The organism is Pusillimonas sp. NJUB218 (assembly GCF_003788685.1).
GTDB lineage: Bacteria > Pseudomonadota > Gammaproteobacteria > Burkholderiales > Burkholderiaceae_B > Neopusillimonas.
In genome coordinates this window covers 250,725-264,084 of record NZ_NQMK01000004.1, presented here as the reverse complement: position 1 = coordinate 264,084, position 13,360 = coordinate 250,725, and the positions used below count along the sequence as shown (strand labels likewise).

The following is a 13,360-nucleotide window of genomic DNA, read 5'->3' as shown; positions in this document are numbered from 1 at the left end:
ACCATCATCGCCTGCTGGCTCCCATCGGGTATATTCCACCGGCAGAGGCTGAAGAAAACTATTACCGACAGCTGACTGAAAAGGTCGCCGTCGAGGTCTAACTTAAACCAACCGGCCTCCACGAAAACCGGGGCGCTTCATGGCGAATTGTTTCCAGTGTCAATCAGCGTCCGTGGTGATTATGTGGTTCACGGCACTCAAAACGACTATCGCCTACGAGATGTATGGCTTTGGGTGTTGGATACCCAAAGCGACTTGAAAATCCGATTGAACTAAAGCTTTAAGCGTCGTTTTCCAGCGCCGAGCGCATTCAAGTCTTACTCATCTGTTTAGCCGCTAAACACTCATCAAACCAAATCTTGGTTATCCACAAAAACTGTTGATAACTAGAAAACAATTAGTGCGACGTAACCGAAACACTTATGAATAACAAATCCTTAACGTAACCTGACCAATCATTGACCAAGAGTATGAGCGATGAAATCCGAACAATTTCCCTATGAACACATAGTGACTGATTGCACGCTAGCCGTAACACTTACAGCCGATGAGTCCGCAGAAATCTTGCGAGTCTATGACAACGGCTTTGAAGGGCTGACACCCGCTCAGCTCTACAAAGTTTATGCAGTCCTTGGCCGTCTAAAAGATCAAATCTGGCCCTGATCGCGTCCAACCACCTGTGAAGCATGACTAATCCCCTCGACCTTGAGCAATTGCGCCATCAGCTTGAAGATGAATACGTCCATTACTCAGCCCCAGACAACGATGGCAGTGGTTTTTTGAGTTTCGGTGAGCTTCTTGCGCTGAACGAAGGCAGCAAGGCATTCAACGACGAAATGGCCCGATCAGGTGACGTCAACAAGGCTCAAGTATTGTCTGACCAAGTAGAAGAGCAAGTCTGGGAGTTCGCCCAACAGTTCAAACTTAACAGCGAGCAGCAATGAAAGACCAACGTATTTACCCGGTGCTGATTAGTCTGGGCGAACAAACCCAAACCTACAGCCCCTCATTCCAGACCGAAGCTCAATACAGCCAAGCATGGAAAAAAGTCTTAATGATGGCTCACGGTAAAGCTGTTGTCCGGTGTCAGTGCCTTGGCGCTGGTGAAAAGCGGCTTTCAGTGCATAGTCGCTCTAACTCAGATCACTTTCATCTTGCACGCTTCCCGGACACGGGCCCTGAACATGCTGAAGACTGCGTATTCTTCGGGGTCGATCCCAATGCCTCAGGCCTTGGTGCCTACAAACGCGGAGTTGTCGAAGAGCTGGATGACGGTAACGTCAAAATCAAGCTAAAAGTCGGTCTGCAACAGCGCCTTACCAAAGCCCCTGAAGAAAGCGACGTGATGCCAAAGGGGCCGGCAATGACCAAAAGTACGCGCGCTGGCCAATCGAGTATGACCCTGCTGGGTCTGCTGCATTTCTTGTGGACAAATGCTGGACTGAACACCTGGTCGCCAGCCATGGAAGGTAAGCGCAATCTGGGTATTGTGCACCACCACTTAATGCGTGTTGCGATGACAACCTACGCAGGACGCGTCAAGCTGGCCCAGAACCTGTTGATTGGCACACCCGGCGCCGATACCGCACAAAGCAAGCTCAACGAAGCCAAGGCGCGTTCTGCAAGCGACGAACGCAGGCGACTTGTGGTTGTGGCACCGCTAGCACGATACCGCGAAGGCCTCGAAGCATCACCGACCTTACCAATTGCAGGCTTTCATGGCATCCCACACCTGGTCGTTAGCGATGAAGTGCGGGAGCTCTGGCAACAACGCTATGCACGCGAATTGGGAGCCTGGTTCACTGCGCAACCGACTATCGTCATTGCGCAAACTGATGCACCCACAATTGTCGCTGGCGCGCTGCAGGCCGAAGTTATTAATCTGGCACTGATGTGGGTCACCAAAGAATGGATTCCTGTTGACTCCGGCTTTGAGGCCTTGATTGCCGAGAAGCTTGTTGCTGAACAACGTCGATTTGAAAAGCCGCTGCGCTTTGATAGCCAGGACGCTGTATTTCCAGACTTCTGGCTCAAAGATCGAGGCGCACCTATCCCCATGGAAGTGTGGGGGATGGCGACACCCGATTACCAAGCGCGCAAACAAGAAAAGATTTCACATTACGACGCCCAATACGGACCAGGCAACTGGTGGTCCTGGAATGGCGCCGCCGGGGACCAGGTTCCCGACTTCCCTACTGACCACCAATGACCCACGGGCGCGGCGTCGCCCGAACAACCTGGGTTGGCAAACAAGGTAATGATTCCGTGAATACTTTAAACAAGCACGAGCACGGCCCTCCATGCGACCAGGCCGACAACTCGACTCAAATCACACCGATTCGGGTCTATGTTGTTTTTAGAAATCCCGAGCAAGCCGAGCTGTTTGAAAACCTTCTCAGAAGAATCACCCGTAGCGACTTGCAGGGACTTCTATTTTCTGAAGCCGACATTAATCCGCTGCTAACTGCTGTAGGTTCTGTAAGAGGACCCCTTAAACAACTACGCAAATTGCGCGACTAAAAACGCAGGCGCGTTAATGGCAAGTGATCACTGAATGATGAGAGAATCCTATGACAACGATTCTGCCAAAAGCGGACCTTGTCGAGCTGACAGGCTACCATCTGGCTGCAAAGCAAAAGAACGTCCTTGACCAGCTTGGCATTCCTTATAAAGAAGTGTCAGGGCGACCTATCGTCCTTTCCGAACACGTTACAGCTTGGGTTGAAGGACGCAAAATTAAAAAATCAGTTGAGCCTGATTTTTCGATGGTACGTTGATGGTTAACACATTCCCGAAACTGCGTCATCATGCGCGAAAGCGCAAAAGTGGACGCGTCGTCATATATTATTTTTACGATATGCGAGGAACGGGCAAGCCTGATGTGCCTCTAGGTACTGATTATGACCAGGCCATTGTCCGCTGGGAGGAAATTCATAATCACCAACCACGCATAGCAGGAACGCTTGAAGAAGCGTTTGCACGTTGGGAACAAGAAGTTCTTCCAGGCTACAAAAATAAAGGCACCCGAGACGGATATGTGCGTCATTTGCGCAAGATACGCCCGGCATTTGGCATGTCAACTTGGGATGCCATCTCGGTATCGCATTTAAAAGGATACCTAAAGGCCAGAAGCGCAAAAACACAAGCCAACCGCGAAATGTCCTTGTTGTCCATTGTTTGGAACTGGGCACGCCTAGAAGGGTTAACTGACAAGCCCTGGCCAGCAGCTGGCATGGAAAGATCAGGATGGAAGAACAAGGAGAAGGCACGAACGTTCGAGGTCACAGATGACTTGTTCGACGCTGTATATGATGAAGCTGACCAGGTTCTAAAAGACTGCATGGACATATCAACAGCTACTGCGCTTCGAATCACGGACGCCCATACGATCTTGATGCCAGTCAACGGCAAATTAATCATTTCTGCCAGCAAAACAGGTAAGCCAGCTTATTTCGAGATCGAATCGTCGCCAACACTATCCGCAATTCTCAAGCGTAGAGAAGCCATAAAAGCTGATCACGATATGTTTCTATCGACATCTACCGGCCGAAAAGTTACGTATTCAATGCTACGGGCGCGATGGGAGGAGGCGCGTGAGAGTGCGGCAAAAAAAGCCGAAGCCAATGGCAATGAAACATTAGCAAAAGAGATTAGAAAAATGTTTCTCAGGGACATGAGAAAACGAGCCAGCGACATGGTTGAAACAATTGAGGAGGCGTCGCAGTTGCTACAACACAGTAGCATTCACGTCACTCGAAAGCATTACCGAACCAGACCGGAAAAGCTTCGTACAGTGCGTTAGCCTATGTTCCGCATAGCAAAATCGTCATAGTGACGACGTATCAGAGAAATGCGGAACATTTCACGCGGAAAAGCGCATGGTTAAGCCATTTCGATAAGCGACTTAAAATCTCTCGATCTTTGATCGTGCCGGTTCGATTCCGGCTGGACGCACCAAATAACATATTCAACGCTTAACGGCGAAAAAAAACCGCGTAATTTGTGTTTACGCGGTTTTTTTATGCCCGGGCTCTTTGCCCATTAGCGTGGGACACCCACTCGTCAGCGCCGGCCAACCAAGCCGGGCTTTAAGCGCCTTTGACGCCAGACGCCCTGCCCCGCCGATTACTGCTCCAGGCATGGTTCGAAATGGCCCGAGGCAGGGTTGCGCAAGTACAGCAACCCGGTCGCTACGCCAAAATATGCCCCGTGCAACTCAATCTCGCCGGCCTCGACACGACGACGAATGAACGGAAACGTCATCAGGTTATTCAAGCTGGCTTCGACAACAGCCAGTTCAAGGCGTTTCAGGTCTGCCTTGTAGTCGCCTGTCGAGGCCCCAAGGCGCTCGGCAACCGGTTCAATCTGCGACATCCATTTGCGAATGAAATCGCCTTGACTTAACGGCTTGGCGTTGTCATGAAAGGCTTTGACACCACCGCACGATGCATGGCCAAGCACCACAATATGCTTGACGTTTAAGCCATTGACGCCAAATTCGATAGCGGCACTAGTACCGTGATAGGAAGATTCGGTGTCTGCCTCAAAGGGCGGCACCAAGTTAGCCACGTTACGTACGACAAACATTTCGCCTGGACCCGCGTCAAAAATCACTTCGGGCGAGACGCGCGAGTCGCAACAGCCGATCAACATAATTTCAGGGTTTTGTCCTTTTTCGGCCAGCTTCTGGTAGCGTCTGCTTTCGGTCTGGAAGCGGCCATCGAGAAAGTGTTGATAGCCTTCGGTGAGTCGTTCTGGAAACATTAAATGACCTCTTGATGTTGTTGTTGGTGAGTCACGCGCCACAAAAAAAAGCACAAAAAATGCAACCCGACCGGGTGCACTTTTTGTGCTTTATCGCAGCTATCGGGCCTGAAAAATACACGTCAGACCCGATCACTACGAGAATCAGGCCTCGGGCGCAGACGCAGCGGGCGCGGCAGGCCCGCCCTGTGCTTCGATGCCACCAATGGCCTTGATGGACAAACGCAGGCGGCCTTTGTCGTCGGCCTCGATGACCTTGACTTTAACAACCTGGCCCACTTTCAGCACGTCGTTGATGTTGTTGATGCGATAGTTGGCGATTTCGGAGATGTGCAACAAACCATCGCGACCGGGCAATACCTGAACGATCGCACCAAAGTCGAGCAGGCGCAATACCGGACCTTCGTAGTCTTGACCCACTTCGACATCGGCAGTCAGCTCTTTGATGCGACGCTCGGCTTCGTGAGCACGATCGAGGTCAGCACTGGAGATCGTGATGGTGCCATCGTCGGAGATATCGATTTGCGTACCGGTTTCTTCGGTCAGTGCGCGAATGGTGGCCCCACCCTTACCGATGACGTCACGGATTTTCTCGGGGTTGATCTTGACCGAAATCATACGCGGCGCAAACGCCGACAGCTCGGTGCGCGAGCCGTCGATGGCTTCTTGCATTTTGCCCAGAATATGCAAACGGCCTTCGCGCGCTTGTGCCAAAGCAACCTGCATGATTTCTTTCGTAATACCCTGGATTTTGATGTCCATTTGCAGCGCAGTAATACCATTAACGGTACCCGCTACTTTAAAGTCCATATCGCCCAGGTGATCTTCGTCGCCCAAAATATCGGTAAGCACGGCGAACTTGCCGCCCTCTTTGATAAGCCCCATGGCTACACCGGCAACGTGCTCTTTAACAGGAACACCGGCATCCATCATGGCCAACGAACCACCGCAAACCGACGCCATGGACGACGAACCGTTGGATTCAGTGATCTCGGACACAATACGAATGGTGTACTGGAACTCGTCGGCAGCAGGCAGCGTGGAAATAAGCGAACGCTTGGCCAAACGACCGTGACCGATTTCGCGACGCTTGGGCACACCAAAACGGCCTGTTTCGCCTGTAGCGAACGGAGGCATGTTGTAGTGCAACATAAAGCGGTCGCGCGACTCGCCCATGATGGAGTCGATGATTTGTTCGTCTTGCTTGGTACCCAGCGTAGCAACAACCAGTGCCTGAGTTTCGCCACGAGTGAACAATGCGCTGCCGTGGGCACGAGGAAGCACGCCCAAACGGATGCTGATCGGACGCACGGTACGCGTGTCACGGCCGTCGATACGGGGCTCGCCCGAAAGAATCTGACTGCGAACAATGGCAGACTCAAGTTCGAACAGAATATTCTCAACCTCGACAACATCGGGAGCCGCTTCTTCTTTGGCTGCCGCATGCTCTTGAAGCTTGGCTTTGACGTTGGCGTACACATTACGCACAGCTTCGGTACGCGCCTGTTTTTCGCGGATTTGATACGCAGCAGACAAGTCGTCGCCTGCTACAGCTTTCACGGCCGTAATAAGTGGCTCGTTCTTGGCTGCAGGCTGCCAATCCCATTCTGGCTTGCCGGCTTCGGCGACCAGATCGTGAATGGCATTGATGACGGTTTGCATTTGCTCGTGACCGTAGACCACACCGCCCAACATGACATCTTCGGGCAGTTGCTTGGCTTCGGATTCGACCATCAGCACCGCCGCTTCGGTACCCGCAACAATCAGGTCCATGCTGGAGGACTTGAGCTGGGTGGTCGTGGGGTTGATAAGGTATTGGCCGTCGATGTAGCCGACGCGCGCAGCACCAATGGGGCCATTAAACGGAATACCCGAAATAGCCAGTGCGGCGGACGCGCCGATCATGGCGGGGATGTCGGGGTCGACTTCGGGGTTGACCGACAACGTGTGGATGATGACCTGCACGTCGTTGTAGAAACCCTCGGGGAACAAGGGGCGCAACGGGCGGTCGATAAGACGCGATGTCAGTGTTTCTTTTTCGGAGGGCTTACCTTCGCGCTTGAAGAAACCACCGGGAATACGACCAGCAGCGTAGGTTTTTTCGACGTAATCGACAGTGAGTGGGAAAAAATCTTGACCGGGTTTGGCCTTTTTGGCCGCGACTACCGTTGCCAATACAACAGTGTCGTCAATCGAGACAACGACGGCGCCGCCGGCCTGACGGGCGATTTCGCCCGTTTCGAGAACCACGGTGTGCTGGCCGTATTGAAACGACTTGGTCACTTTATTGAACATTATTGACTATCCTTACAATTAAAAAACCGTGCGCACCACGATAGATTTCGTGGTGCGCACGGTTATACATTTGGGGAACCCGCCCCAGATATCACTTACGCAGACCGAGTTTTTCGATGAGCGAGCGATAAGCGTCGGGGTTGCGACCCTTCAGGTAATCGAGCAATTTACGGCGACGGCTGACCATGCGCAGCAGACCGCGGCGCGAGTGATGGTCTTTTTTGTGCTCTTTGAAGTGGCCGGTAAGTTCGTTGATGCGTGCGGTAAGCAGCGCGACCTGAACTTCTGGTGAACCAGTGTCGCCTTGAGCGCGTTGGAACTGAGAAACGATTTCTGATTTTTTGATTTCTGCTACAGACATACTAGACCTCGAAGACTGGCGACAGGGCCGAGGTGCCCTGACGTGAGATTAAAAGCAACAATGCAATAGCCCGCCACAACGGCGAGCAAACGGCATTATAACGGATTCGGTAGAATTTGCAGATCAGCCAACATGCAGGAAAAGATATGCCCTACTACCGCGCGCAACCCGAAGCAGACACTTCCCCGACCAAGCCCCCCTCGCGCATGAAGATAGGCGTAGGCCTTGCAAGCCAGGCAGCGGCAAAAACCAGCAACCGCCTCAGGCGGCCGATAGCCGATTGGCCACGTATATTCAAGACCGCCGGCGCTGCGCTCTTGCTTTCGGCGCTGACCGCCTGTGCAAACATTGCCAAAGTGCCACCCGGCACACCGGCAAACCAGGTTATCAGCCAGTTTGGCCAACCCACCTACACCTGCCCGCTTGATAACGGCGGCCAGCGCCTGATCTGGAGCATGCAACCCTTTGGTCAGCAGGCATGGGGCACCAATACCGACGCCGAGGGGCGTGTGGGGCCTGTTGAGCAATTACTGACTGACGCCCACTTTCAGGTATTGAAATCGGGCGAATGGACACCTGAAAAACTGCTGTGCGAATTTGGGCCACCCGCCGAGAAAACCGGTGTTGGACTACCCTCTTCAATACAAATTGTCTGGAGCTGGCGTTATATGCAGGACGGTGTCTGGTACGCGATGATGCATGTGTACCTGGGCCGCGACGGCGAGCGCGTCACCCGATTCCACCCTGGCCCCGACCCTCGGTACGAGGGAGACCGGTTCTGGTGGTTTTAACGCCAACGTAATTTAGCTGTCTTGGGGGGTGTCGGTGCGTCGGAAGCTGAGCTGGCGCGCCTTGCGTAGGCGCCATAAAAAGACGCCCCACCCAGATAGGCCGTAAATAACAAACAAGCCAAAAAGCACAAGCGGCGGATCGCTGGAGACAAACACAAATGCCGCCACCACGACCAAAATGACCCAAAACGGCACACTGCGCCCAAGCGCAAAAGACTTGCCGCTATAAAAAGGCAGGTTGGTCACCATGGCCACACCGGCATACACGGTTATGGCAAAGGCGACCCAGGCAATGGTAGCGTCTTCAAATTGAAATTTGTTGTCGACCGCTAACCACATAAAACCGGCCAGAAGGGCCGCCGCTGCCGGGCTGGGCAAACCCTGAAAGAAACGCTTGTCGACGACCGCAATATTGGTGTTAAAACGCGCCAGACGCAGTGCCGCCCCAACGACATAAATAAACGCTGCCAGCCAACCCCAACGCCCCAGGCCATTTAACGACCACTCGTAAAGAATAAGCGCGGGCGCAATGCCAAAAGACGTCATATCGGACAGCGAGTCGTATTGCTCGCCAAACGCCGATTGAGTGTTGGTCAGCCTGGCCACCCGACCATCCATGCCGTCGAACACCATTGCCAAAAAAATGGCAATTGCCGCCAGCTCGTACCGACCATTCATGGCCTGCACGATGGCATAAAAGCCGGCAAACAAATTAGCGGTGGTAAAGGCGTTGGGCAGCAAGTAAATACTGCGCCGGCGACGGGTTTCGTCGTTGAAAGAATTAGGCATATTCAGGTGTACGGTTAAATAGGCTGATCAGGCTGACCTGCCGCCTGCGCCCCCGGACAAAAACCGGGCACGCGAGGCGCAAACATAGCGCAATTACTGCTCGGGCAGTTCGGCCAATACGGTACTGGTCGCACTGACCTTGTCGCCAATAGAAACGCGCGGGCGCGAACCCAGCGGCAGGTAGACGTCGACACGCGAACCAAAGCGGATAAACCCGTAACGTTGGCCACTGTATAGTTGGTCGCCGGGCTTAGCGTAACAAAGAATGCGCTTGGCGACCAGACCTGCCACCTGCACCGCCGTTACCGTGTGTCCCGACGCCGTATGAATGACCATGGCATTGCGTTCGTTTTCGAGGGAAGCCTTTTCGAGCGCTGCGTTAACGAATTTGCCAGGAAAGTAATCGACCGACACCACCGACCCATTAACGGGTGCGCGGTTGGAGTGCACATTGAACACATTCATGAACACACTGATTTTCAGGGCGCGACGCTGTGCATAGGTGTCGTCAACCTCTTCCACCGCCACAATTCGGCCATCAGCCGGGCTAAGTACATTATTGGCGCCATCAGGTGCCATACGCGCTGGATCGCGAAAAAACTGCAATACGAACAACGACAGCAGCCAGAATACAACGGATGCCCCCGGCGACCAGAACGTGACCAAAATGGAAATAACAACAATACCAGCCAGGAATGGCCAGCCTTCGCGCGCGATGATCGGATGTGGGTACGATGGTTTATGCATAAATTTATTTGAGACAAAAAAACGGCGGGGCCCGGTCTTGCAGCCTATTGTGCGACCTGACCCCGCCGGTTTTGTTAGAACTGCTTAGTTCTTGGACTGATCAACCAGCTTGTTAGCTGCAATCCAGGGCATCATGGCGCGCAATTTACCGCCCACTTGCTCGATTTGCGATTCGGCGTTGATACGGCGACGCGAAATGAGCGTAGGTGCACCGGCCTGGTTTTCCAGGATGAAGCTCTTGGCGTATTCGCCGGTCTGGATGTCTTTCAGGCACTGACGCATGGCTTCTTTGGTGGCATCGGTCACGATACGGGGGCCGGTGACGTACTCACCGTACTCGGCGTTGTTCGAGATCGAGTAGTTCATGTTGGCAATGCCGCCTTCGTAGATCAGGTCGACGATGAGCTTGAGTTCGTGCAAGCACTCGAAGTAAGCCATTTCGGGGGCATAACCGGCCTCAACCAGCGTTTCGAAACCGGCCTTGATCAGCTCAACGGCGCCGCCGCACAAAACTGCCTGCTCACCGAACAAGTCGGTTTCAGTTTCTTCGCGGAAGTTGGTTTCGATGATACCGGCACGGCCGCTACCAATGGCGCTGGCATACGACAAAGCGATGTCGCGGGCAGAGCCGGATTTGTCTTGGTAAACGGCAACCAGTGCAGGTACGCCGCCGCCTTGGCGGTATGTGCCACGAACGGTGTGACCAGGCGCTTTAGGTGCAACCATGATGACGTCGACGTCGGCGCGAGGCTGAACCTGACCGTAGTGAACGTTGAAACCATGCGCGAAAGCCAGTGCTGCGCCGGGCTTGAGGTTGGCTTCGATCTGGGTACGATAGACTTCGGCGATGTTTTCATCGGGCAGAAGAATCATGACCAGGTCAGCGGTTTTAACCGCGTCGGCAACTTCAGCTACTTTCAGGCCAGCGTTTTCGGCTTTCGACCACGAAGCGCCACCTTTGCGCAGACCGACAACGACGTTGACCCCGGACTCGTGCAGGTTGAGTGCGTGGGCGTGGCCTTGCGAACCATAACCAATAATGGCGACCTGTTTGCCCTTAACCAGCGAGAGGTCACAATCTTTGTCGTAAAAAACTTTCATTTATAAGTGCTCCAAGCGTATGTTCTTGTAAACCGCGAAGTGCGCAGTTTATAGGATTTGAATAAATGGGTTAAACAACGGCCCCGACCAACACTGGCAAGGCCGCCGGAACAACATGACTACAATTTTAGAACACGTTCGCCGCGGCCAATGCCAGACACGCCGGTGCGAACGGTTTCAAGAATGGCGCTGCGATCGAGCGCGCCGATGAAGGCTTCGATTTTGCCTTGGTCGCCGGTGAGCTCGATAGTGTAGGCCTTGTCGGTAACATCGATGATGCGGCCGCGGAAAATATCGGCCATACGCTTGAGCTCATCGCGCTCTTTGCCCACAGCACGCACTTTGATCAGCATCAGCTCGCGCTCGATGTGCGGCCCTTCGGACAAATCGACGACCTTGACCACGTCAATCAGACGGTTAAGGTGCTTGGTGATCTGTTCGATGACCTCATCGGAACCTTGCGTAACAACTGTCATGCGAGACAGCGTTTCGTCTTCGGTTGGCGCAACGGTAAGCGTTTCGATGTTGTAACCACGGGCAGAGAACAGGCCCACTACACGAGACAACGCACCGGGTTCGTTTTCGAGAAGAATGGAAATTACATGTTTCATTGTTATGTCCTTACAGCTCTTCTGAACCCAGCAGCATTTCGGTCAGGCCGCGCCCGGCTTTTACCATGGGCCAAACGTTTTCAGTTTGGTCGGTAATGAAGTCGAGGAATACCAAACGGTCTTTGTACTTAGTAAAGGCCTCACGCAACGCCGGTTCGACGTCGGCAGGTTTGTCGGTACGAATACCCACATGCCCATAGCTTTCGACCAGTTTGACGAAGTCGGGCAAGGCGTCGACATAAGACTCGGAGTAGCGCGAACCATAGTCGATTTGTTGCCACTGCCGCACCATACCCAGGTAACGGTTGTTTAGGCACAAAACCTTGGGCGTCAGGTGGTACTGTTTGCAGGTCGAGAGCTCCTGGATGTTCATCTGGATGGAGCCTTCGCCTGTAATGACAGCAACATCGCGCCCAGGGTTGGCCATTTGCGCACCCATGGCATAGGGCAAACCTACACCCATGGTGCCCAAACCACCCGAATTGATCCAACGACGGGGTTCATTAAACCCGTAGTACTGGGCGGCCCACATTTGGTGCTGTCCGACATCGGAGGTAACGATGGCTTCGCCACCGGTCACTTCCCAGAGTTTTTGAACAACAAACTGAGGCTTGATGACGCTGGTAGAGTTCTTGAACTTGAGACACTCTTTGCCGCGCCAGGTTTGCACCTGTTTCCACCAGTCGGCCAAACGTGCCGGGTCGGTGCGCTCTTCGGCCACGGCCATTTGGGCATACATGGCGTTGAACTCTTGCAGTACGTCTTTGACGCTGCCGACAATAGGCACGTCAACCTTGACGCGCTTGGAAATGGACGACGGGTCGATATCAATATGAATGATTTTGCGCTGGTTTTGCGCAAAGTGCTTCGGGTTGCCGATAACACGATCATCGAAGCGCGCCCCAACCGCGACCAGAACGTCGCAGTTTTGCATGGCCATGTTAGCTTCGTAAGTACCGTGCATGCCCGGCATGCCCACGAATTTGTCGTCGGAGGCAGGGAATGCGCCCAACCCCATGAGGGTATTGGTACACGGCGCGCCCACCAGGTCAACCAGTTGACGCAGCTCGGGGGCAGCATCAGCCAGCACCACGCCACCGCCGGCGTAAATCATGGGGCGCTCGGCCGCCAGCAACATTTGCACGGCCTTTTTGATTTGCCCCTGATGCCCTTTGACAACGGGTGTATACGACCGCAAGGCGACTTCTTCGCGCTGCGCGGTGTACTTGCAGGTAGCCACGGTGACATCTTTGGGGATATCGACCAAGACAGGGCCGGGACGACCGGTTTTGGCAATGTAAAAGGCCTTGCGCATGGTGTCGGCCAGGTCTTTGACATCGCGCACCAAGAAATTATGTTTTACGCAGGGGCGGGTAATGCCGATGGCATCGCACTCCTGGAATGCGTCTTCGCCAATGACCGCGGTAGGCACTTGGCCACTGAGGATCACCATGGGAATGGAGTCCATGTAGGCGGTAGCAATACCCGTGACGGCGTTGGTCAGGCCCGGGCCGCTGGTAACCAGTGCGACGCCGATTTTGTTCGACGAACGCGAATAGGCGTCGGCTGCGTGCACGGCAGCCTGTTCGTGACGAACAAGGACGTGTTTGAAACTGTCTTGTTTATAAATTGCGTCGTAAATGTAAAGGACCGCGCCACCTGGATAACCGAAAATGTGATCAACACCTTGTTCGGCAAGGCAGCGTACGACGATGTCGGCGCCATTGAGTTCCATAGTAAATTAATTCCTTTCGTAACCGGCACTGACACCCCGACCGGCCATGACAGCCCGGGCTATACCGACTGCGGCAACATAATCTGGCGCTTTGTGATTCACGGAACCACGCCACCCAGACACCCTGCCGATTCGGCACACACCCATCGAGATGCAGTACGCGCAT

General features: G+C 53.7%; 14 protein-coding genes. 6 read left to right on the top strand and 8 right to left on the bottom strand.

Annotation, left to right across the window (positions count from 1 at the left end):
• The first annotated feature begins 686 nt into the window (after positions 1–686).
• From CHR62_RS07640 to CHR62_RS07620, 5 genes are read left to right on the top strand one after another with little or no spacing between them, the layout of a single operon-like run.
• Positions 687–944, top strand: coding sequence for a hypothetical protein (locus CHR62_RS07640; protein ID WP_123660522.1), 258 nt, complete (start codon positions 687–689; stop codon positions 942–944).
• Complete coding sequence (locus CHR62_RS07635; RefSeq protein ID WP_123660521.1) at positions 941–2,209, top strand: DUF1173 family protein; 1,269 nt, start codon at positions 941–943, stop codon at positions 2,207–2,209. The genes CHR62_RS07640 and CHR62_RS07635 overlap by 4 nt, the downstream gene beginning before the upstream one ends.
• A gap of 56 nt (positions 2,210–2,265) precedes the next feature.
• Positions 2,266–2,520: a hypothetical protein gene (locus CHR62_RS07630; RefSeq protein ID WP_123660520.1), complete on the top strand. Its 255-nt coding sequence runs from the start codon at positions 2,266–2,268 to the stop codon at positions 2,518–2,520.
• A gap of 50 nt (positions 2,521–2,570) precedes the next feature.
• Complete coding sequence (locus CHR62_RS07625; RefSeq protein WP_123660519.1) at positions 2,571–2,777, top strand: DUF4224 domain-containing protein; 207 nt, start codon at positions 2,571–2,573, stop codon at positions 2,775–2,777.
• Entirely contained in the window at positions 2,777–3,802 is a 1,026-nt protein-coding gene (locus CHR62_RS07620; protein WP_233574909.1) for an integrase, read from the top strand. Before CHR62_RS07625 ends, CHR62_RS07620 begins: the two co-directional genes overlap by 1 nt.
• Positions 3,803–4,125: 323 nt before the next feature.
• Here CHR62_RS07620 and CHR62_RS07615 read toward each other — a convergent pair whose 3' ends face one another.
• From CHR62_RS07615 to rpsO, 3 genes are all read right to left on the bottom strand, one after another.
• Entirely contained in the window at positions 4,126–4,764 is a 639-nt protein-coding gene (locus tag CHR62_RS07615) for a carbonic anhydrase (RefSeq protein ID WP_123660518.1), read from the bottom strand.
• 144 nt (positions 4,765–4,908) lie between these two features.
• Positions 4,909–7,059 carry a polyribonucleotide nucleotidyltransferase gene (pnp, locus tag CHR62_RS07610; RefSeq protein WP_123660517.1) on the bottom strand — a complete coding sequence of 717 codons (2,151 nt, stop codon included), beginning with the start codon at positions 7,057–7,059 and terminating at the stop codon, positions 4,909–4,911.
• Positions 7,060–7,150: 91 nt separating this feature from the next.
• Positions 7,151–7,420 (bottom strand): 30S ribosomal protein S15, encoded by a 270-nt coding sequence (gene rpsO / locus CHR62_RS07605; protein WP_093969153.1) that lies wholly within the window; start codon positions 7,418–7,420, stop codon positions 7,151–7,153.
• Positions 7,421–7,626: 206 nt separating this feature from the next.
• Here rpsO and CHR62_RS07600 point away from each other — a divergent pair, with 206 nt between their 5' ends.
• Entirely contained in the window at positions 7,627–8,211 is a 585-nt protein-coding gene (locus CHR62_RS07600) for a hypothetical protein (protein ID WP_199722908.1), read from the top strand.
• A 12-nt stretch (positions 8,212–8,223) separates the two neighbouring features.
• Here the strand turns inward: CHR62_RS07600 and pssA are convergent, their stop codons facing one another.
• The 5 genes from pssA to CHR62_RS07575 form a co-directional block, all read right to left on the bottom strand.
• The gene (gene pssA / locus CHR62_RS07595) at positions 8,224–9,000 is read right to left on the bottom strand and encodes a CDP-diacylglycerol--serine O-phosphatidyltransferase (RefSeq protein ID WP_123660516.1); all 777 of its coding nucleotides are present in this window, start codon (positions 8,998–9,000) and stop codon (positions 8,224–8,226) included.
• A gap of 93 nt (positions 9,001–9,093) precedes the next feature.
• Positions 9,094–9,747 (bottom strand): phosphatidylserine decarboxylase, encoded by a 654-nt coding sequence (locus CHR62_RS07590; protein ID WP_123660515.1) that lies wholly within the window; start codon positions 9,745–9,747, stop codon positions 9,094–9,096.
• A gap of 84 nt (positions 9,748–9,831) precedes the next feature.
• A complete protein-coding gene (gene ilvC, locus CHR62_RS07585) occupies positions 9,832–10,848 on the bottom strand; it encodes a ketol-acid reductoisomerase (RefSeq protein WP_093969156.1) in 1,017 nt (338 codons plus the stop codon).
• A gap of 119 nt (positions 10,849–10,967) precedes the next feature.
• Complete coding sequence (gene ilvN / locus CHR62_RS07580) at positions 10,968–11,459, bottom strand: acetolactate synthase small subunit (protein WP_093969157.1); 492 nt, start codon at positions 11,457–11,459, stop codon at positions 10,968–10,970.
• Between the two features lie 10 nt (positions 11,460–11,469).
• Entirely contained in the window at positions 11,470–13,194 is a 1,725-nt protein-coding gene (locus CHR62_RS07575) for an acetolactate synthase 3 catalytic subunit (protein ID WP_123660514.1), read from the bottom strand.
• Positions 13,195–13,360 lie beyond the last annotated feature (166 nt).